Here is a 20,479-nt window from a genome sequence, read left to right on the forward strand (position 1 = left end):
AAAAGCCTTACCACTGAATGTTAGAGCGAGGCCGACCCATCGCAGCGAGTGTATGCGAATGGTTACAAGAGTAGTGCCGGACCAACGGGATCGCGGCGTCCGAGAGGGGCGAAACCCACGAGGCACCGGGCTCAGAGGCGAAAATGACACCTGTGGCGCACGCCAGGGCGGCCTGCGATCGTCGTGGTCGTGCGCTGTGTGAAAGGGAAAAGGAATTCAAGGTCCTCCCCGACAGAGTTGAATCCGTGGCTTCGGGTGAAGACCGGCCTGCCCTTCAGGTCAGGTTGAGGGGGCACGTCCAGGACTTCTCCCAGGTCCTACAGTCTTGTATTCTACAGTCTCATAGACATGCGCCTCGTCGCCTGACGGCAACGATCTGAGGAGACATTCCAGACAATCTCAGCAACTGGAAAGAATTCGCTTCAGCGCCGGGCGGGGGCGTGCACAGATGCACGAGAGAGAGCCCGTCGAAGTCCCTCTGGGGCGGACTCCCACTGAGCGTCGCGAGTCAGTCGCCCGACGCACAGTCGATATACAAAAGCCCCACGCCGGATTGGTCTCTGGAAGGGACTCCCGACGCGGGGCGCCCACAGCTACGTGGGCAAGATCTAAAAACCGTTTTGGATCTGCTTTCGTCGTGGATACACTCAGGTCGCCACCAACACACAGCCCAGTCGTTCTGGGGACGACGACCGTTACGATGCGAATGATGGGTTGGAGAAGGACGCAGGCTTTCTTACGTTGGCAATGCTCTGATCATTGTCCCGAATAAATTCGCGGGACAAGCGTGCCGTTCTCGTTTTCACAATTCTGTACGTCCGCGTGGCCGACGCACCGTGTCGGATTTTGTGTACTGGGGATCTTCATCTCGGGCGCTACCCGTCCCGCACCCAGTCGCGCGACCGGACGTGGGCGGTCGATCACGTGTGGGAGGACACGGTGTCGTACGCCGTACAGCAGGCGGTGGACGTGGTGGTGCTGACGGGGGACGTCGTTGACGAGCAGAACAAGCGGTACGAGGCACTGGGCCCGATCCAGCGGGGCCTCCGCCGGCTCGAAGAGGCTGGAATTCCGGTCGTGGCGGTGGCCGGGAATCACGACTTCGATGCGCTTCCCCGCCTGGCCGAGATGGTTGAGGCGGAGCACTTCCACCTTCTGGGGCGTGGCGGAGAGTGGAGCACCACCACTGTGACGCCGGAGGGGCGTTCGCCTGTCCAATTTGTGGGGTGGTCGTTCCGGAAGGCACACGCACAGGACTCCCCGGTCGAGTCGTTTCCGGAGGAGCACCTCCGCGACGACGGCCCGACGGTGGGGGTGTTGCACGCCGACCTGAATGCCCCCGAGAGCGTCTACGCCCCAGTGTCGCTCGACGCCCTGCGCCAGTGCCCCGTATCGGCGTGGCTCCTGGGCCACATCCATGCGCCCTCGCTGCGAGACGACCGATCGCCCCCCGTGCTGTACCCCGGCTCGCTCCAGCCGCTGGACCCGTCAGAGACGGGCCCCCACGGTCCCTGGCGTGTAGAGGTAGCCCCGGACGGGGACGGTACGGCGACACAGGCGACACAACTGCCCCGCGCCACCCTCCGCTACGAGCACCTCAACGTGAGTGTGGACGCGATAAAAGAGGAAGGGGCCGTCGAGGCCGCGGTGACGGACGCGATGCGCGACCGACTCCGAACGGCCTGCGAGGAAGGCCCCACGCCGCAGCGGCTCGTCTGTCGCCTCACGCTCACGGGCCGCACGTCCGCCCACCGTGCGGTGTGCGACCTGGCGGAGACGTGGCCGGGCAAGCTCGAGGTGCCGGTTGCGGAGTCGACCGCTGTCGTGGAGGCGGCCACCGCCCGAACGCGCCCGGCCCTCGACCTGGAGCGCATTGCGGAGGGCACCGATCCGCCGGCCGTGCTCGCCCAGCTTCTTCTGGCGGTGCGGGACGGGGAGGAGGACGAGCACGCCCAGGACGCCTGGGCCGCGATCAAGGAGGCGTGCTCGGCGGTCCAGAACTCGCCTGCCTACGACCCGCTCCCCGACGCGGACGCCCTGTCGCCGGATCAGGAGACGCTCGCCGACATGGTCCAGCGTCAGGGACTCCTGCTCCTCGACGAACTGCGCTCTCAGACCGACGCTGTGCCCCACGAATGACGGATGTCCCCCCCGATACGCCAACCGCGACGGTCGACGCTGCACTCCACGTCCGCCGCCTCGCTGTGCAACGGATGTACGGCCGGCCGTTCGGGCTCGACCTGGAGGGACTCGACTCGGGCGTCAATGTCATCGCGGGGCCGAACGGCTCCGGCAAGACCACCCTCGCACGGGCCATGGCGGTGCTCCTGTGGCCGGAGGCCCACGACGGGTGGGGGCGGCCCCTCCTCGAGGGGACGTTTCGCCTGAACGGCGAGCTGTGGCGGGGCGACGTGGAGGGAAGCCGTGTGCAGTACCAGAAGGGGGGTGCCCCGGCGAGCCCGCCGTCGATGCCGCCGCCCAGTCACCGGGATCGCTACCACGTGTCCCTGCACGATCTGCTCGCCGCGACCGAGGACTCGGAGCGGGCCCTGGCCGACGCCATCCTGCAGGAGGCCCAGGGCGGGTACGACGTGCCGGGCGCCGCCGGGACGCTTGGCTTTGGCGAGTACGCGAAGGGAGCGCTGAAGGAGACGCGCGCGGTCGAAGAGGCACGGGGGCGTGTGGAGGAGGCCCGGTCGCTGCACCGGGACCTGGAGCGCAAAGAGCGGTCGTTGCGGCGCCTCCGTCGCGAGCGGGACGAGGCCCGGGCGGCGGCCCGGCGACGAGAGGCCCTCGCGCAGGCCCTGGCGGTGGTGCAGGCGGAGCAGGAGCGCCGGGAGGCCGAACGGGCATTCAACGCGTTTCCGGAGGGCATGCAGGCCCTTCAAGGAGACGAGGCCGAGCGCCTCGAACGCCTCCGGGCCGACCGGGCGGACGCAGTCGAGAAACAGACGAACGCCACCGAGCAGCGGGCGGAGGCGGAGACGCGCATTGCCGAAAGCCGGCTGCCGGCGGAGGGACTCCCGGACGACGCCCTCGACACGCTCCGGACGGCCCTGCAGGAATGGGACGAGGCGCGGACGACCGTCGAGCAGGCGAAGCGCGAACGAGCCCGGGCGGCAGAGACGGAGGCGGCGGAGTGGGAACGCCTGTCGGGGGACGACAAAGAGGCGGCCGCCCAGGTCGACGGGCCGGAGGTCGACGCGGTCCAGTCGCTGGCCGAGGCCCGCCTGGAGGTGCGGGGGCGCGAGGAGGCGCTCGGCGCCCTGGAGCGGCAGTTTGGGGAAGCCGACCCCGAGACCAACCCGGAGCAGATTCGCCGTGGCGTTGAGCAGCTTGCGGAGTGGCTGCGAGAGCCGGCATCGGCTCCCGCTGAGGCGGGACGAGGGTGGATTCTGCGCTATGTGGTCCTTGCAGGGGCCATCGCCGTGGTTGCGCTGGGCGCCGTGCTCGGACTTGGTGGGGCGCTCCTGGGCTGGATCGTGGCCGGGGCGGGCGTCGTCGTGGCCGTCTCTGCGTACCTCGCCACCCGCTCGGCCGGCCCTGCGCCGGAGACCCGCCGGCCGGATCTGGAGCAACGCTTCGAGCGGCTCGACCTGCCCACGCCCCCAAGCTGGTCGGTTGATGCGGTTCACGCCCACCTCGACTCGCTCCTTCAAGACTGGACGGACGCGCGGCTGGAGGCGGCAAAGGCGCAGGAGTGGATGCGCCACGCCGACGAGGCGAGTACCATTGAGGATAAACAGGCGGAGTTGGAAGACCGCGAGGCCGAGCTCGTGGATCGGCTCCACGTAGACCCCGGCCTCGAGGCTCATTCGCTTCTTTGGTTCGTTCAGCGGCTGGGGGCCTGGCAGGAGGCGTGGACGAAGGTCACGGGGGCGGAGGAGAAGATTCGGGAGGCCGAGCGCCAGGCAGAGACGTGGCGGGACAAGGTGCAAGCGGTCGTTGAGCCGTACGAGGACGAAGACGTGGCGGACATCAGCGACGGCCAGGCGGCCCTGGAGCAACTTCGAGAGGACCAACGGGCCCTCGAGGCGGCCCATACCGACCGAGAAAACGCGCAGCAACGCCTCGACCAGGCGACGGCACAGGTTGAACGGATCGACGACGAGATCGAGACGCTGTTTGATCGGCTCGGGCTGGACGAGGGGAGCGACGAGACGGTTGGGGAGTGGTGCGCTCAGTTCGACGAGTACGAGGCCGCCGACGAGGCCCTGAGCCGGGCCGAGCGGTCCGTTGAGCTCGAGCGTGAGCGCCTCCACGAACTAGAGGGCTTCGAGGAATCAATGCTCGGGGCGACGGCCGATGAGCTGGAGCGGCGGAAGGACGAGGCGGACCGGCAGGCCGAGCAGGTTGACGACCTCTCCGACCAGATCAGCCGTATTCAACAGCAGGTCGAGGATGCGAAGACGGACCATGACCTTGAAGAGGCGCTCGCGGAGCACCAGTCGGCCCGCCAGGTGCTGCGGCGTCGGGGCCGTCGGGATCTGCGGCGGGTCGTCGGGCAGGCCCTGGCGGACGTCGTCCACGAACGCACCCGAAATCAGGACCTGCCGGCCGTCTTTTCCCGCGCCGACGAGCTCTTCCGGCAAATCACGAGCGACCGCTACCGCCTGGACCTGGACCGGGCGCAGAGCACGTTCCGCGTGGTGACGGACGCCGGGCGTGGGCTTGCGCTCCAGGAACTGTCGGGGGGCACCAAGGTCCAGCTTCTGCTCGCCGTCCGGATGGCCTTCGTCGAGACCCAAGAGCAGGGCATCCGGCCGCCCCTGGTGCTCGACGAGGCCCTGGCCAACAGCGACGACGGGAAGGCCGCCGCCATTATCGAGGCCGTCCACACGATCGCCGCCGAGGGGCGGCAGGTGTTCTACCTGACGGCACAGTCCGACGAGGTCGCAAAGTGGCGACGGCAGCTCGACGAAACCAAGACGGCACTTTCGATCCACACGCTGTCCGGGGCCGACGGGGGCGGCGCTGCGGTTAGGGACGTGAGTGGGGACGGTGCCCTCCGGCCGGGCCGGTCCACGTCGTCGGCGCTCCCGCCCCCCGACGAGCGCAGCCACGAGGCCCTTGAGCGTCACCTCGACGTCCCGGCCTGGCCCCCCCGGAATGACGTTGCGGAGCTGCACCTGTGGCACCTGACCGACGATGTGGATCTGCTGTGCCGTGCTGTGGACGCCTCCTATCGGCGGTGGGGACAGCTCGCCGGCCTCGCCGAGCGGGACGCCCTTTCGCTCATCGATCTGGATCCGGCACACTACCGGCGTCTAGAGGCGCTGGCCTGCGCGGTAGAGCACTGGGCCGCCGCGTGGCGCGTGGGACGCGGGACCCCCGTGGGGCGGCCCGCCCTGGAGGCGACGGACGCGGTGTCCGACACCTTCATCGACGAGGTCACCGTGCTGGCGGAGCGCGTCGGCGGGGAGGCCGCACGTATTCTCGACGGGTTGAGAAATGGTGCGGTCAAGCGCTTTCGCTCCGGCAAGGTGGACGAGCTGGAGGCCTATTTCCGGGCGGAGGGCCACCTGACGTCGGAGACGCAGCTGCCCCCGGAAGCATGGTGGCGCCGGGCCCTGGAGGCGGTGAGCGAAGACCTGGAGGCCGGTCGCATCCAGCGGGACGAGGTCGAGGCCGTGCTCCGTCGAATCTGTGATCGTGCGCCGACCCTCGAGGATGGGCCGCCTACGGAAACGAAAGGCGGGTCGAACTGACGACGTCCCCTGCATTCTCTCACGCTAAATGTACACGTATCTCGATGAATGACTCGACGTTCTCTGTCTCTTTGCTCCGTGGAACGACGGCGTTTCGCAGAGGCTTGCTCATGCTGGGCGTTCTGGCCGCGGCCGTCCTGCCTGCGGCGAGCATTGCGCAGGACGCCCCGCAGCCGGTCACCCCCCTGGACGGCACCCTCGAACGCGTAACGGTGCACGGGGCGAGCCTTGAGGGCAATCTGGTGGGGGACAGCCCCGATCGCCCGGTGTCGGTGTACCTGCCGCCGAGCTACGATACGTCGCCGGAGCGACAATACCCGGTGGTGTACGTGCTCCACGGCTTCACGAATTCCGACCGGGGCTGGTTTGGGTGGGAGGAGCACTTTGTAAACGTGCCCGCGGCGCTGGAGCGGGGCATGCAGGCCGGCACGGCGCGCGAAATGATTCTGGTCGTGCCCAACGCCTTTACGGCCTACGAGGGCAGCATGTACTCCAGCTCCGCCACGACGGGGGATTGGGAGACGTTCGTCGCGGAGGAGCTCGTCGACTACGTGGACCAGAACTATCGAACCCTCCCGGACCGAGACAGCCGGGGACTGGCCGGCCACTCGATGGGCGGGTACGGGACCCTCCGGATCGGGATGAAGCGGCCGGACGTGTTTTCGAGCCTATACGCCATGAGCCCGTGTTGCCTGCAGGCGCGCCTGGAGCCGGACAGTGCCGTCGTGGCCAAGGCCCGGGCCATCACGCACCCCGATCAGGTGCCGGAGGCCGACTTCCTGACGAAGATTGTCCTGGCATGGGCGGCGGCCTGGTCGCCGGACCCCAAAGACCCGCCCCTCTACCTCGACCTGCCGAGGGAGGACGGAGCCCTGCGGCCGGATGTGGTGGCCGAGTGGGCCGCCAACGCGCCCCTCGCGCTGATGCACCAGCACGTCCCGGAGCTGCGGCGGCTCACGGCCATCGGCCTAGATGCGGGCGCACAGGATCAGCCCATCGCCTCAAATACCCAGGCGTTTGCGGAGGGACTCGCGGAGTACGGCGTCGACCACACCGTCGAGATTTACGATCCGGGGACGCACGTCAGCCGGATCGACGCGCGGGTGGAGAACCACGCCCTTCCGTTTTTCTCGGATCGGCTCGCCTTTTCGGAGTAGCCCGTCCAGTCGATCGTCGGGAGTTCTGAATGGGTGTGTCTTTGGGGGGCGTCCCCGAAGAGTCCGGGCGCGCATCTCAGGGTGCCGTTCGCACTGCAGGCCGCCCTTGACGGTCGGGAGAACGTTCCGATTGTGTCTCTAGGGGCCAGAGAAGAGTGTCGTTGGTAGCGTATTTGAAAAATAAGGATGGCCCTTGCCGTTCACGTTCCGGGTGCCCCTGCTCGCATGGACCTCGCCGACCGACTCTCGATCCTTCAGGCCCGGGCCGATGGGCAGCATGCCGCCCTCGATTGCCAGAAAGAGACCGAAACCACGCTCCTCCTTTCCTTTTTCGACGCGCTCGGCCGGTTTTGCCCGGTGGTGCAGAACGTCCTGGACGAATTGATCGGAGAGGCCGAAGACGGGAGGGAGCCCCCCGCGGCCCGAGAGGAATCGCCGGCGCCACCGGACGGGACGGACGCGAATGAACGAAGGACATCCGGGGTCTTCGAGAAGGATATTGTGAAACGCGCCTTTGACGACCGTTAGGGGCCGGATCACGGTCCGAGACGGACCGAGGCGCGGCCGGCGAGGAAACAGCCCTCTCTGTATGGGCGTCCGAGGCCTTCCATTATGACAAACACTGGAAGGAGACGCTACTCGAACGAATCAGACCCTGCCCCGAATGATCGACTCGGACGTTAGTGTTCTTGGCTGCGGCTGGCTCGGCCGGCCGTTGGCCCAGCACCTCGTGGCCCAGGATGTGCGTGTACGCGGCTCGACCACCACTTCCGAGAAAGTCGACGCCCTGCGTGACGACGGCGTTGAGCCGTATCTCCTGACCCTCACCCCGGACCTCACCGGTGAAGACACGTCGGCGTTTTTTGAGTCCCCAATCCTTGTTCTCAACGTCCCCCCGTCCCGGACGGCCGACGACGCGGAAGCGTACTATCGTCGCCAGATCGATGCGGTGCGCGAGGCGGCCGCCGACGGGGCGGTCGAGTGGATCCTCTTTGCGAGTTCGACTGGGGTGTACCCGAACGTAGAACGGACGGTCACGGAGGCGGATCAGCCGCCGGGTCGGCCGGACGCGCTGCCGGGGGGACGGCGTTCGACGGGGCGCGCCGTGCTGGCCGCCGAGGAGAGCCTGATGAACGACCCGGCGTTCGCCACCACGATCGTGCGGTTCGGGGGGCTCTACGGGGGCGATCGGCACCCGGGGCGCTTTCTCGCAGGGCGGTCCGGTATCGGGCGGCCGGAGGCCCCGGTAAACCTGATCCACCAGGACGACTGCGTGGCCCTGCTCGCGACCCTCCTCGACCAGGACGTCCGGGGCGAGGTCTTCAACGCCTGTGCGGACGCCCACCCGACCCGCCAGGTCATCTATACCCGTGCGGCAGAAGCGCTTGGCCTTGAGCCCCCGACCTTCGACGAGTCGGACTCCACCACCGGAAAGCGCGTCGACAACCAGAAGGTCAAGGATCGGTGCGACTATCAGTTTCGTCACCCGGACCCCTTGGCCGATCTGGAGGCGTAGATCGGGGGCCAATGTGCCGCCTGTAACGATTCCACCACGCCTTCGGGCACAACCGTGCGAAGTTGATTTCGAGGCGGGGGCCCTGTTGTTTAAAGCTGATCTCAAAATCCCGGCAGAACGCCTTTTCGAGCCGGGCTGTCATCTTTTCTTCTCGCCACCGACACCCCAGGTGTATGCCTACCTCAACCAGCATCCACCCCATCCTCGACCAGGCGCCCGCCACCGAGTCATTCCGGAAGGCGACCCTGCACGGACTCCGAAAAGACCAGAAGCACATTCCTGCCAAGTTCCTCTACGACGAGCGAGGGTCGAAGCTCTTCGATAAGATCTGCGAGCTCGACGAGTACTATCCCACCCGCACGGAGATTGGGATCATGCGGGACCACGTGTCTGCCATGGCCGAGGCCATCGGGCCGGCGGCGCACCTCGTGGAGTACGGCAGCGGTAGCAGCCTGAAGACCCGCATCCTGCTGGAGCAGATGGGGGAGGACCTAGCGGCGTACGTACCGGTCGATATCTCGAAGAGCCACCTCCTCGAAAGTGCCGAGGCGCTCGCCGAAGACTACCCGGGAATCCCCATTCAGCCGGTGTGCGCGGACTACACGACCTCCTTCGAGCTTCCCGAGCCGCCGCGGTCGGCGCGTCGGACCGTGGGCTACTACCCGGGCTCCACGATCGGAAACTTTCCCCGGGATCAGGCCCGCGCATTTCTCGAACAGATCGCCGACACGGTCGGGCCCGAGGGCGGGCTGCTGATTGGCGTGGACCTGAAGAAGGACGTGGATGTGATGACGGCCGCCTACGACGACGCCGAGGGGGTGACGGCGGCCTTCAGCAAGAATCTGCTCCGCCGCATGAACCGGGAACTGGACGCCACCTTCGACCTGGATGCCTTCGAGCACCAGGTCCTCTGGAATGAGGAGCGCGGCTGTGTTGAGAGCCACCTCCGAAGCACAACTGCGCAGTCCGTAACCGTGGCCGACGAGTCGTTCACGTTCGACGAGGGTGAGACCATCCACACTGAAGACTCGCACAAGTACACGCTCGACGGCTTTGCGAGCCTTGCGGCCGAGACTGGGTTCGAAGTCGAGACGGTGTGGACGGACGACCGCTCGTACTTCAGTGTGCAGTACTGCACCACCCGCTCCGGCTCGGCGTGAATTTACGGGGCATCGGGGGGGCGTTGCCTTCGGGAACGGAACGAGTGGGCGGTGCGGCTCATCCGTATGGGCCCGGTCTGCCGCACTTCTGTTCACTCATCTCTCCGCCCGCCATGGCCCACGCATTTTTTCTAGGCGTCGACGTCACCCCCGCCGACGGGGACGGCGCCCCGGACGTTACCCACGCGCTGTTTGAGAAGTCGAAAGAGGACTCCGACGAGCCGGCAGCCTATCGGCTCAACCACATCCGTCACCACGCCGATGTGGAGTCGGCCGATGACCTTGCCGACCGCCTCCAGGGACTCGTGGCCGACCAGCCCTACATCGGCCGTACGAGTCTGATTGTTAACCGGGGGCCCGACTTCGGTGCGGCACTCGTGGAAGCCCTCGAAGACCGGGGACTCGATCCCGTCGCCGCGACCCTCACGGACGACGGCGGTGTGGCGGACGGGGCCCCCGATGAGATCGGGGTCCATCTCAAAGGCGGAGATGTCCTGCGTCGATTTGTGAACCTTCACCGCGAAGGGCGGCTCCACCTCGAGAATCATGCCACTGAGGCGGCGTCCCGGCTGGCCCGAGACGTGCAGTCCCTGTCCGAGCGGCTCGACGAGATCGACGGCGACATGGAGGCGCTCGGCGAGACGCAGACCGACGGCCTGTCGTTTGACCCAGGGGCCACGCACATCACGAGTGCTGTCCTTGCGGTGTGGCTCGGGTCGGAGCGGTCGTTCGATCCGTCCCAGCGCTTAAAAACCTCCCCCCAAACGGATGCCTCGTCGGACGCTGGGGCCTAGCACGAACCTCCATCCAGGCGTACAACTGGGAGGTTGTGCGTGCCCCCAATTCGCTTCCGCAGGAATCCTGTCCATCCACTTCCGTCCACTGCCCGTCTATCGCCCATGAGTCATCCCTGGCACGACATTTCTGTGGGGGAAGAAGCCCCCGACATGTTCAGTTGCATCATCGAAATCCCGCAGGGCTGCAAGGTCAAGTACGAACTGGACAAAGAGAGCGGGCTGCTTCGGGTGGACCGGATGCTCCACTCCTCGGTCGTCTATCCGGCCAACTACGGCTTCATCCCGCGCACCTACGCGGACGACGGAGACCCGCTCGACATGCTCGTGCTGGCACAGGAGAGCGTCGACCCGCTCAGCATCCTGCGTGCCCGTCCCATCGGGCTCATGAACATGCTCGATGACGACGAGGAGGACGCGAAGATCATCTGCATCCACCTGGACGACCCGGCCTTCAACGACTACTGGCACATCAAGGAGCTTCCCGACCATCGCCTGCGGGAGCTGCGCCGGTTCTTTCAGGACTACAAGGCCCTGGAGGACAAGACCGTGCAGGTAAAAGACTTCTTCGGGCCGGATCGGGCCAAAGGAGTGATCGACGGGGCGCTCAAACGATACGAGGACGAGATCGCCCCGAAGCGGAAAGAGTAATCCGCAAACGTTCGCGCGAGTCTGCAGGGCGCAAGGCCCTGTAAACATCGTCTGGCTGTGAGACGATGCGGGCTGGTCCTTTCTGATCCCGGTGGCGTCGGGGGGAGGGGGGGGCTGTTCAGGAGGCCCCTCAACGACGGCCGCATCGGCCTGCACTGTGGGGGCGACACGACCGGCGCGCCTCGTTTAGCGTGCTCAAGGGGGCACTAAGCGTCCTCAGATAGGCTGTGAGGGTGGAGGGGAAGCCGTACCTCGAAGACGCTTCCCGATTCGGGGCCAGGGCTACGGGCCGATACGGACCCCCCGTAGCGCTCCGCGATCGCGTTCACGATCGGAAGCCCCAGTCCCCCGCCGTCCGCGGTGTGCTCTGCCGCACTTGTCCGATAAAACCGGTCGAAGAGCCGTCTGGCGTCCTCGCCGTCGAATCCGATCCCGGAATCGGACACTCGAAGAATGCCCTCGCCGTCATCCTGGTCGATACACACCGAGACGACGCCTCCCGCTGGGGTATACTTCAGGGCGTTATCGAGGAGATGGTCGAGGATCAGGTCAAGATCCTCCGAGGACACCGGTGCTTCGACATCGGTCTTCCCGTGCCACTCAAGTTCGACGTCCTGCGCGTCCGCTTGGGAACGAGCGCGGTGGACCCGGGCCCGAGTGTGCTCCGTCACATTGAGGGGGGAGGGAGACGGGCGGCCGTCCCGGGCCTCGATGCGAGAGAGCGTCATCAGTTCATCGAGCAGCGATGAGAGGGTTTCGGTGTGCTGCTGAACGGTACGCAGTGCCGCCCGGTACTCGTCCTTTGAGCGTGGGCTGCGGAGGGTGACGTCGAGCTCGCTCTGGATGGCGGTGAGGGGGGTGAACATGTTATGGGCAGCGTCGGCCCGAAACCGACGCTCCCGCTGAAGAGCACTACGGAGCCGTTGCAGGAGCCCGTTCAGCGTCTCGGCCAGGTCGCTGAGTTCATCCTGCACGCCGAAATCTGTGGGGAGCGTACCGGTGGGCTGATCTTGCATCTCCCGTGCGGCCGCCGTCATTGACGCCACGGGCCGCAGGGCGCGTCGGGCGAGGCCGTATCCCGCAAGCATGGCAACGGCCACGCCGCCCCCGATTCCAAAAACGAGGAGCCACCGAAGGGTGTGCAGCTGGCGGTGAATGGGGGACTGGAGCTTGGTCACCTCCATCCAGGCGACGGGCGCCCCCACCCGAAGCGGTACGTACAGCGATCGCGCAGAGACATCTCCCCACCTGCGCGTTTCCAGGGTGGATGCAGACGTAGACGGCACCGAGGCGGGAAGGGACGGGCGCGCCCGGAACGACGCACTTGTCCGAATCACATCCCCGTCCTGGTCAAGCAATCGAACGTACGTCCCGCCGGTTGCCTGGAGCTCGTGCCTGGACGGCGACGGAAAGGGTGTCGTCTGATCCCCGTGGGCCTGGAGGTGAGTCCGGATTGCGTCGGCCTCCTCGCGGAGCCGCGCCTCCAGGTCCCGGTGCAGGCCCACGTGCACGCTCGTGTACAGCACCGCGACGACGAGGCCCAGCAGGACCAGCAGGCTCAGGCCGAACCAGAGGGTGAGCCGCGTGGAGATCGATAATCTAGAGAAAAGCGAGCGGATCACCATAGAAGCCTGTCGGGACTGCTGGGTTTGTCACGGACTCGGGGACGTTCTCGAGGTAGATCCCTGCTGGAGCGGACTCTTCATGTCATTGGGCGATGCTCGCCTGGGCTCATCGGTCACTTTATTCGTGCAGGGCCGAGAATGCGTACGGCGGCTGCCAGGCCGGGGGCGAGCAGGGAGGACTGAAACAGCCGGGCGGGCCCACTACGTGGAGTTACGAGCCGGGGGCGATTCGGCCGAGGAGGGCGTTATCTCCAGTCGATATCCGACCCCTCGTTCGGTCTCGATGTGTACGCGGGCGAGGGATTCGGCCGTGAGGTCTGCATCCTGGAGTGCCCGCCGGAGGCTCGAGATCGTCACGTCGATCGCGTTGGCCGTGACGTCGTGAAGGGACCCCCAGACCCGCTCGGCGATCGTCGATCGGGTAACCACTGTTTCCTTCTGCCGGAGCAGGAGCTCGAGCAACCGAAAGGCCTTCGGCCGTAGATCCAGGGGCTCTGCGCCGTAGCGGACGGTGCGACGGGCCGTATCCATGGTCAGCGCCCCGGCCTTCAGGTGCGTTTGCTGCGTGGTGGGCGAGGTCTCTTCCTGTTTGGCCCGGCGCGCGAGGGCACGGAGGCGGGCCAGCAGTTCCTCGAAGGAGAAGGGCTTCGTCAAGTAGTCGTCGGCGCCGGCATCCAGGCCGGCGACACGGTGGTCGATGTCTTGAAGGGCGGTGAGGAGAAGGACCGGCGTAGGGTCGCCCTCGCGTCGGAGCCGTTCGACGAGCGTGCGCCCGTCCATGCCGGGCAGCCGCCAGTCGACAATGAGCACGTCGTAGGGGCCAGCAAGGGCCTCGGTCAGGCCGCTCTCGCCGTTCGTCGTCCAATCGACAAGGTACCCTTCTTCTTCCAGGCCCCGCTTGATGGGACCCGCCACGTCCGCCTCGTCCTCGACGAACAGGAGCCGGTTGGAGGAGGGAGAGCCGCTTGGGGAAGACATACAACGTGTCGACAGAACGCCTTTGAGATTTTTCAGGTTGGCGACGATCTCCTAACAGCCGCCGATGCGTATGCTACAAATAGATTCAGCGGCTCTTTGGTTGAGTTCCTCCACTTGCTGAACGGATCCCCGCGCCTAGGCGGACGCTCCGGAGTGTTGTTCGTCCGCGGAAGGCAGGCTCAGGTCGGGTCGTCCTCTGCGCTCCGGTCTAGAGATACACGGCGAGGAACGCCGTCCGCCCACCGCGGAGGGAAGGCCCCGTGATCAATCGATCCGCGATTCCTCCATCACAGTGCCATTGCACCCGTGCGCCGCTCCGTTTTCACGTTGTCTGGAGTCGTCCTGGGGCTCCTCGTGGGGGCTGTTGCCGTGCTGCCGGCGTGGTCGCAGCCGACGGACGCCGGCTCGCGTGTGAAGCGCGTGGCGAGCACGCTCGACGGCGGACCATCTGTCAGAGAGGTGGTGTCGGAACCGCCGCCGGACTCGCTCCGGACCGTCAGCCTGTATGAGGCGCTGCGTCTCTTCCAGAAAAACAACCTGTCACTGCGGCGGGCGCAGTCTGAGGCGCGAGTGCTTCGGGGCACAGCCCGGCAGGCGAAGGCCTACCCGAATCCGGTCCTCCAGGCCACGTACGAGCCCGTCTGGCGAGACGGCACGCGCCAGTCGGAAACGTACCTTAATCTCAACCAGCAGCTTGAGTGGAGCGGCCGCTCCGCCCGGATCGCCGCCGCGCAGAAGCGGGCGGCGGCCGCTCGAGCCCGGGCCGCAACGGACAGTGCTCGGCTGGCCCTGCAGGTGACGCAGGCGTACGTGAAGGCCGCCACCGCGGAGACGCGCGTCCGGCGGCTGCGGCAGGTGACGCGTGTCTTCCGGCGGGCTGACTCCAGCATGGCCGAGCGGGAAATGGGGGGAGACGCATCCGGCTACGCCGTGCGCCGGGTCCGCCTCGAGCGGGCGCGGTACGAGCAGCGCCTGGCCGCGGCCCGTCTCGACGTCGAAAGCGCACACCGACAACTCGCCCTCCTCATTCTTCCGAGCAGTGCGCCTGCGGTGGCGGCCGCGTCGCTTCCCACATCGGTCCCGCCCCCTGTGTCTGAACGGAAGGCCCTCCGCACGGCACAGCGGCAGCGCCCCGAATTGCGCCGCCGCCGCTCCGAGATTGACGCCCAGAAGGCCGCCCGCCGGGCTGCCCGACGGGAAGTGTGGCCGGACCCGTCCGTGACGGCCGGGTACAAACGGCAGTCCGACGGTTTCGAGGGCGTATTCCTGGGCGTCGGGGTCCCCCTTCCCCTTTTTGATCGCAACCGGGGCGCCGCCGAGGCCGAGTCTGCCCGGTTGGAAACGGCCCGCACCCAGAAGACCCTTGCCCGCCGTGAGATTCGAACCGAGGTGCGCCGGGCCCATGACGCGTACGCCTCTGCCCGTCGCCAATTTCAGCTCGTCGGGGGAGATCTGCTGACGGGGGGCGACGACCTGCTCCGCATCGCCCAAACCAGCTACGACGAGGGCGAGATGTCCCTCGTCGAGCTCCTCGACGCCGCGAGTGCCTACCGCGATGCCCGCCTGAAAACCATCGACCTTCGGAAAGCGCTCTGGGCCCGCTACTTCACGCTTCTTCGCGCGATGGGACGGCCCCTCGCGCTGCCGTAATTGGCTCTTTCCCCAACGTCCTTCTTCAACCACGACCACTCGACGCCATGGATCGCCGCTGGACCTCCTCGCTCTTCACTGCCCTTCTGGCCCTGCTGCTCATCCTCACGCTTCCCGCCTGTGGGGGGGACAGTGAGAGCGGCCACTCGCACGGCGAGGACTCCCACACGCACGCCGAGGGGAACGAGCAGAGCCACGAAGGGGGCAGCCACGCCGACACTGCCGAGACTCGCCTCGATACGTCCGGCATGGATGCCGACAGCACACAGGGACAAGAGGGCGACCACGGGCACGGGGATGGCAGTCACTCCCACGGCGACGAGGACCACTCCCACGAATAGAGGTGCGACTGCACCATGCCGATGCTCTCTGTCCGCAACTGTTTTCAGTCCATGCCTCCTGCTTCCCGCCTGGCGCTTGTCGTCCTGCTCGGCACCGGCGCGCTCCTTCTCGGCTGCGGAGATGACTCCCCCGGCGGCCATTCGCATGGTGGGGACGCACCCGGCCACTCCGCGGCGCAGTCTGCGGAGGGGCACGATCACGGAAGCGGGATCACCACGACCGTATGGTCGGAGGCGGTCGAGATTTTTGCCGAGTACCCCACGATGGTAGCGGGCGAGACGAGCGCCCCCTGGGCCGTTCACGTGACGGGGCTCGATGGCTACCGTCCGCTTACGGAAGGCACCCTGACCTTGCGCTTCCGCCGGCCGGACGGGGCGGCGTACGTGCACGAGGCCGATGCACCGTCGGACCCCGGCATCTTCGCACCCCAGCCCACGATTCCGGAGGCCGGGACGTTTCGCCTCTTTCTGATTGTGGACGGACCGCAGATGCAGGACACGGTCGAGGTTGGCGACGTGACGGTCTACGAGCGTGCGTCGGACGCTCCCGCCCCGGACGAACGTACGGCGGAAATTTCGTACCTCAAAGAGCAGCAATGGGACACGGCGTTTGGCGTTGCGCAGGCCCAGAAGCGGTCGCTCCAGCGATCCATTGAGGCGTCGGGGACGGTCGAGCCGGTGCCCGGACAGTACGCAAAGGTATCGGCTCCGGTCAGTGGCCTCACGCCGGCGGCGGCCAACCTGGAGATGCCGGCCCCGGGCGATCGGGTCCGCGAGGGAGAGCGACTCGCGCTCCTGAGCCCGTCGGGGGGCGAGGGCTCCTACGCCGACCTGAAGGGCCGGGTCGAGCGACTGGAGCGGGAAGTGCGCCGGACCGAGCGGCTCGTGGCGGCGGAGGCCATCCCTGAAAAACGGCTCGTCGAGGCGCGGCACGACCTGGAGCGGGTCCGGGCCGCCCTCGAATCCATGGGAGAGCCCGGCGGCGCACGGGCCGCACGGGCGTCCTCCTCGTCTGGGGCGGACGCAAGCTTTGACTACCGACTGCGCGCCCCAATCGAGGGGCGGGTCCACGAGCGGCACCTGGCCCCTGGGAGCCGCGTGGCGGTGGGAGAGGTCCTGTACACCATCGTCGACCTCAGCCGCGTCTGGGTGCGCGTCCGGGTCCCTGCCGAGCACGCCTCAGACCTCCAGCGCGTCTCCGGGGGCCTCTTCACCGCTGGGGGCGGCGAGACGACCCACCGGGCACGCCGGGTCGTCTCTACCGGTGCCGCCATTGACCCAGACACGCGGACCCTGCCGGTTCGCCTGGAGGCCCGAAATCCGGACGGCCGGCTCAAAATTGGCATGATGGCCAACGCCCGTCTTCTACTCGACGACCGCGAGACCGGCGTCACGATTCCGAACGAGGCGATTCAAACCGAAGACGGTGCGCCGGTGGCCTACGTGCAAACCGGCGGCGAGTCGTTTGAGCGCCGGTCCCTGCGACTCGGCCCCACGGACGGGACGCACACGCACGTGGGGCGAGGTGTCCAGGAAGGGGAGCACGTCGTGACGGCGGGCGCCTATCAGGTGTACCTGGCGTCGCTGGGCAGCAGCGAGACCGCCGGGCACGGGCACGCGCACTAGGTCTGGAAGACTGAACGCTTGACGGGCAGGGAGGAGCGGGCACCCGGACCGAGGGTGAATTCCTCTACTCCCGTCCGAGCGCCCACCCATCTACCCCTTCCACACACGCAGACGCAGAATGCTCGATCGCACGATCCAGTGGGCGCTCACCAACCGGCTGACGACGCTCGTCGTGGCTGCGCTGCTGCTCGTGGCGGGCGGGTACGCGGCCCTCACGATGCCGGTGGACGTGTTTCCGGACCTGACGGCCCCGCAGGTGACGGTGGTCACCGAGTCGCACGGCATGGCCCCGGAGGAGGTCGAAACGCTGGTGACCCGTCCGGTCGAGTCGGTGGTAAACGGAGCGGCCCGTGTGCGGCGTGTGCGGTCGAGTTCGGCGCAGGGGTACTCGATCGTGCGGGTCGAGTTCGAGTGGGGGACCGACATCTACCAGGCCCGCCAGATCGTCAGTGAGAAGCTCCAACTCGTCGGCGGGCAGCTTCCGGACGGTGTGGACGCGCCGGTGATGGCCCCCATCACGTCCATCATGGGCGAAATTCTGCTCGTTGGCCTCACCAGCGACGAGCACTCGATGCGCGAGGTCCGCGCCGCGGCGGATCAGACTCTTCGCCGGCGACTGCTCGCCGTCGATGGGGTGGCCCAGGTGATTCCGCACGGCGGCGAGGTCAAAGCCTACCAGGTGATCATCGACCAGGAGCGGATGCGCACGCTCGATGTTTCCCTTGCGGAGGTGCGGGCGGCGGCGGAGGGGGGCAATGAAAATGCGGCTGGAGGGGTCTATCAGCAGGATGGCCGCGAGGTGCTGATTCGGGGCATCGGGCGGACCAACGAGGTACAAGAGATCAGGGCCACCGTCGTTGCGAGCCGCGACGGCGCCCCCATTCGTCTTCGTGACGTCGCCGAGGTAAGGGTGGGAACGCAGCGTCCGATCCTCGGCACGGGATCGGTCAACGGCGAGCCGGCCGTTGTTGTCTCGATCCAGAAGCAGCCCGGCGCCAACACCCTGGACCTGACCGAGCGCGTGTCCGGTGAGCTGGACCAAATTCAGGGCCAACTCCCCTCGGGCATGGAGGTCAACCGGTCGATCTTCCGGCAGGCGGATTTCATTGCCCTGGCCGTGGGCAACGTCATTGAGGCGCTTCGGGACGGGGCCTTGCTCGTGATTCTCGTCCTGTTCCTGTTTCTCTGGAACGTGCGCACGACGGCCATCTCGGTGCTCGCCATTCCGCTGTCCCTGTCGGTCGCGCTGCTGGTGATGTACGGCCTCGGCATCACCATCAACACCATGACGCTCGGGGGGCTGGCCATTGCGATCGGGGCGCTCGTCGACGACGCGATCATCGACGTGGAGAACGTCTTCCGGCGGCTGAAGGAGAATGCCCAACGGCCAGACGAAGAGACGCGGCCCGTGCTCCGGGTGGTCTACGAGGCGTCGATGGAGGTTCGGGGGCCCATCCTGAACGCCACGCTCATTATCAGTGTCGTCTTCGTCCCGCTCTTCTTTCTTTCAGGAATCCAGGGACGGCTCCTCCAGCCCCTCGGCCTGGCCTACATCGTTGCGATTCTCGCCTCCCTCTTCGTGGCGGTCACGGTCACGCCCGTGCTGTGCTACTTCCTCCTTCCGACGTCCTCGACGGTGCAGGATGGGGAGGACACGTGGCTCGTCCAACGCCTTCATCGTACCTACCGCAGGACGCTGGACTGGGCACTGGGCCATTCCCGAATCGTGATTGGCGGCGCCGTGCTGCTTCTGGTCGCCACGCTCGCTACGCTTCCCCTCCTGGGGCGCGGCTTCCTGCCGGACTTTCAAGAGGGGACGCTCGTGATCAGCGCGGTGACGGCGCCGGGCACGGGCCTGCAGGCCTCGACCGACATCGCCCGAGGGATCGAAGGGCGTCTCTTGGAGCACCCGGCGGTCACGGCAACCTCTCGTCGGACCGGACGGGCCGAGCTCAGTGCCCACGCACAGGGCGCCAACGGGTCGGAGATTGACGTCCAGGTGGATCTCTCGGTGATGGAAATGAGCGAGGTGACCGCCGACGTGCGCGCGGCGCTGGCCTCCATCCCGGGCACCAACATCACGATCGGCCAGCCCATCGGGCACCGCATCGACCACATGCTGTCGGGCACCCGCACGGACATTGCCCTCAAGATCTTTGGGCCGGATCTCTATGAGCTTCGGGACCTCGCGGAGCGGGTGCGCACGGCCGTTCAGGGCACGCCGGGGCTCGCGGACCTCTCGGTCGAGCAGCAGGCCGACGTGTCTCAGCTTCGCATCTACCCGAAGCGTCAAGAGATGGCTGCGTACGGCGTCACGCCCGGTCGGCTCAACCACACCCTCGAATCCCTTCTGGGGGGCGAGACGGTCTCTCAGATCCGCGAGGGGCAGCAGACCTTCGGCCTCACCCTGCGCCTTGATTCGGCCCGGCGAGCAGGGGCCGGGTCCATCCGAAATGTCCTCGTCAATACGCCGGCAGGGCCGCGGGTGCCGGTTTCCCGTCTGGCCACGGTGCGGCATGAGCGGGGGCCAAACACCATCAGCCGGGAGGACGTGCAGCGCACGATCGTCGTTTCGGCCAACACGAGCGGGCGGGACGTGGGGAGTGTCGTGGGCGACCTGCGGCAGCGCATCGAAGGGCAGGTCGAGATGCCCGACCGCTACTACTACGAAATTGGCGGGCAGTACGAGAGCGCCCAGCAGGCATCCCGGACGATCGGGGGGCTTTCACTGGCCGTGCTCCTGGTTGTGTTTCTGCTGCTCTACCAGGAGTTTGGGAGCGCCCGGGCCGCCGGGCTCGTGCTGGTCAACCTGCCCCTTGCCCTCACCGGGGGCGTCGCCGCGCTCTTTCTGTTCCTGGACGGGACCCTCGACATCGCGGCGATGGTGGGGTTCGTGACGCTCTTCGGCATCGCGGTGCGAAACGGCATTCTTCTCGTGAGCCACTACCTCAATCTCCTCACGGACGACGCGTCGCTCCGAAAGGCCGTGGTCCAGGGCTCGATGGAACGGCTCAATCCCATCCTTATGACTGCGCTCACGGCGGGCCTTGCCTTGATTCCGCTTGCGCTGGGGGGCGGGGAGCCAGGGAAAGAGATTCAGACTCCCCTCGCGATCGTGACGATCGGCGGGCTCCTCACCTCGACGGTCCTCAACATGTTCGTCGTGCCCGTGCTCTTTGACCAGTTTGGCAGCCGGGACGCGTTTCGGGCCGAAGGCGAGGAGGCCTCCCTCGGCCCGGAGTGAGAAGCCGTCTGTTCTCTTTGAAGCGCGAA

14 protein-coding genes are annotated in these 20,479 nt (G+C 67.0%); 12 read left to right on the plus strand and 2 right to left on the minus strand.

Annotation, left to right across the window (positions count from 1 at the left end; translation table 11 throughout):
- The first annotated feature begins 822 nt into the window (after nt 1-822).
- The 8 genes from OJB03_RS07120 (at nt 823) to OJB03_RS07155 (ending at nt 10,986) form a co-directional block, all read left to right on the plus strand.
- Complete coding sequence (locus OJB03_RS07120) at nt 823-2,139, plus strand: metallophosphoesterase family protein (RefSeq protein WP_263786208.1); 1,317 nt, start codon at nt 823-825, stop codon at nt 2,137-2,139.
- Nucleotides 2,136-5,708: an AAA family ATPase gene (locus OJB03_RS07125; RefSeq protein WP_263786209.1), complete on the plus strand. Its 3,573-nt coding sequence runs from the start codon at nt 2,136-2,138 to the stop codon at nt 5,706-5,708. Before OJB03_RS07120 ends, OJB03_RS07125 begins: the two co-directional genes overlap by 4 nt.
- A 44-nt stretch (nt 5,709-5,752) precedes the next feature.
- Complete coding sequence (locus OJB03_RS07130; protein ID WP_263786210.1) at nt 5,753-6,865, plus strand: alpha/beta hydrolase; 1,113 nt, start codon at nt 5,753-5,755, stop codon at nt 6,863-6,865.
- Nucleotides 6,866-7,051: 186 nt separating this feature from the next.
- A complete protein-coding gene (locus OJB03_RS07135) occupies nt 7,052-7,393 on the plus strand; it encodes a hypothetical protein (protein WP_263786211.1) in 342 nt (113 codons plus the stop codon).
- A gap of 136 nt (nt 7,394-7,529) precedes the next feature.
- Nucleotides 7,530-8,381, plus strand: a complete 852-nt coding sequence (locus tag OJB03_RS07140; protein WP_263786212.1) for an SDR family oxidoreductase — start codon at nt 7,530-7,532, stop codon at nt 8,379-8,381.
- A 173-nt stretch (nt 8,382-8,554) separates the two neighbouring features.
- Nucleotides 8,555-9,541 carry an L-histidine N(alpha)-methyltransferase gene (egtD, locus tag OJB03_RS07145; protein ID WP_263786213.1) on the plus strand — a complete coding sequence of 329 codons (987 nt, stop codon included), beginning with the start codon at nt 8,555-8,557 and terminating at the stop codon, nt 9,539-9,541.
- A gap of 113 nt (nt 9,542-9,654) precedes the next feature.
- Nucleotides 9,655-10,335, plus strand: coding sequence for a hypothetical protein (locus OJB03_RS07150; RefSeq protein WP_263786214.1), 681 nt, complete (start codon nt 9,655-9,657; stop codon nt 10,333-10,335).
- A gap of 105 nt (nt 10,336-10,440) precedes the next feature.
- Nucleotides 10,441-10,986: an inorganic diphosphatase gene (locus OJB03_RS07155; RefSeq protein ID WP_263786215.1), complete on the plus strand. Its 546-nt coding sequence runs from the start codon at nt 10,441-10,443 to the stop codon at nt 10,984-10,986.
- A 206-nt stretch (nt 10,987-11,192) separates the two neighbouring features.
- Here the strand turns inward: OJB03_RS07155 and OJB03_RS07160 are convergent, their stop codons facing one another.
- Both OJB03_RS07160 and OJB03_RS07165 read right to left on the minus strand, forming a co-directional pair.
- Complete coding sequence (locus OJB03_RS07160; RefSeq protein WP_263786216.1) at nt 11,193-12,611, minus strand: ATP-binding protein; 1,419 nt, start codon at nt 12,609-12,611, stop codon at nt 11,193-11,195.
- Nucleotides 12,612-12,812: 201 nt separating this feature from the next.
- Nucleotides 12,813-13,589: a response regulator transcription factor gene (locus OJB03_RS07165; RefSeq protein ID WP_263786217.1), complete on the minus strand. Its 777-nt coding sequence runs from the start codon at nt 13,587-13,589 to the stop codon at nt 12,813-12,815.
- A gap of 306 nt (nt 13,590-13,895) precedes the next feature.
- On the opposite strand from OJB03_RS07165, the gene OJB03_RS07170 reads away from it, so the two are divergent.
- From OJB03_RS07170 to OJB03_RS07185, 4 genes are all read left to right on the plus strand, one after another.
- Complete coding sequence (locus OJB03_RS07170; protein WP_263786218.1) at nt 13,896-15,239, plus strand: TolC family protein; 1,344 nt, start codon at nt 13,896-13,898, stop codon at nt 15,237-15,239.
- Nucleotides 15,240-15,286: 47 nt separating this feature from the next.
- Nucleotides 15,287-15,580 carry a hypothetical protein gene (locus OJB03_RS07175; RefSeq protein ID WP_263786219.1) on the plus strand — a complete coding sequence of 98 codons (294 nt, stop codon included), beginning with the start codon at nt 15,287-15,289 and terminating at the stop codon, nt 15,578-15,580.
- 51 nt (nt 15,581-15,631) lie between these two features.
- A complete protein-coding gene (locus tag OJB03_RS07180; protein ID WP_263786220.1) occupies nt 15,632-17,206 on the plus strand; it encodes an efflux RND transporter periplasmic adaptor subunit in 1,575 nt (524 codons plus the stop codon).
- A 118-nt stretch (nt 17,207-17,324) separates the two neighbouring features.
- Nucleotides 17,325-20,450, plus strand: a complete 3,126-nt coding sequence (locus OJB03_RS07185; RefSeq protein WP_263786221.1) for an efflux RND transporter permease subunit — start codon at nt 17,325-17,327, stop codon at nt 20,448-20,450.
- Nucleotides 20,451-20,479: the final 29 nt, after the last annotated feature.

Source organism: Salinibacter grassmerensis, from assembly GCF_947077765.1.
In the GTDB taxonomy this organism is placed as follows: domain Bacteria; phylum Bacteroidota; class Rhodothermia; order Rhodothermales; family Salinibacteraceae; genus Salinibacter; species Salinibacter grassmerensis.

What these genes read in the sequence shown, in the direction of transcription:
- OJB03_RS07165 (WP_263786217.1), bottom strand. Translation starts at nt 13,589, where the DNA reads ATGTCTTCCCCAAGCGGCTCTCCCTCCTCCAACCGGCTCCTGTTCGTC.
- OJB03_RS07130 (WP_263786210.1), top strand. Translation starts at nt 5,753, where the DNA reads ATGAATGACTCGACGTTCTCTGTCTCTTTGCTCCGTGGAACGACGGCG.
- OJB03_RS07150 (WP_263786214.1), top strand. Translation starts at nt 9,655, where the DNA reads ATGGCCCACGCATTTTTTCTAGGCGTCGACGTCACCCCCGCCGACGGG.
- OJB03_RS07185 (WP_263786221.1), top strand. Translation starts at nt 17,325, where the DNA reads ATGCTCGATCGCACGATCCAGTGGGCGCTCACCAACCGGCTGACGACG.
- OJB03_RS07180 (WP_263786220.1), top strand. Translation starts at nt 15,632, where the DNA reads ATGCCTCCTGCTTCCCGCCTGGCGCTTGTCGTCCTGCTCGGCACCGGC.
- OJB03_RS07140 (WP_263786212.1), top strand. Translation starts at nt 7,530, where the DNA reads ATGATCGACTCGGACGTTAGTGTTCTTGGCTGCGGCTGGCTCGGCCGG.
- egtD (WP_263786213.1), top strand. Translation starts at nt 8,555, where the DNA reads ATGCCTACCTCAACCAGCATCCACCCCATCCTCGACCAGGCGCCCGCC.
- OJB03_RS07135 (WP_263786211.1), top strand. Translation starts at nt 7,052, where the DNA reads ATGGCCCTTGCCGTTCACGTTCCGGGTGCCCCTGCTCGCATGGACCTC.
- OJB03_RS07160 (WP_263786216.1), bottom strand. Translation starts at nt 12,611, where the DNA reads ATGGTGATCCGCTCGCTTTTCTCTAGATTATCGATCTCCACGCGGCTC.
- OJB03_RS07125 (WP_263786209.1), top strand. Translation starts at nt 2,136, where the DNA reads ATGACGGATGTCCCCCCCGATACGCCAACCGCGACGGTCGACGCTGCA.
- OJB03_RS07155 (WP_263786215.1), top strand. Translation starts at nt 10,441, where the DNA reads ATGAGTCATCCCTGGCACGACATTTCTGTGGGGGAAGAAGCCCCCGAC.
- OJB03_RS07175 (WP_263786219.1), top strand. Translation starts at nt 15,287, where the DNA reads ATGGATCGCCGCTGGACCTCCTCGCTCTTCACTGCCCTTCTGGCCCTG.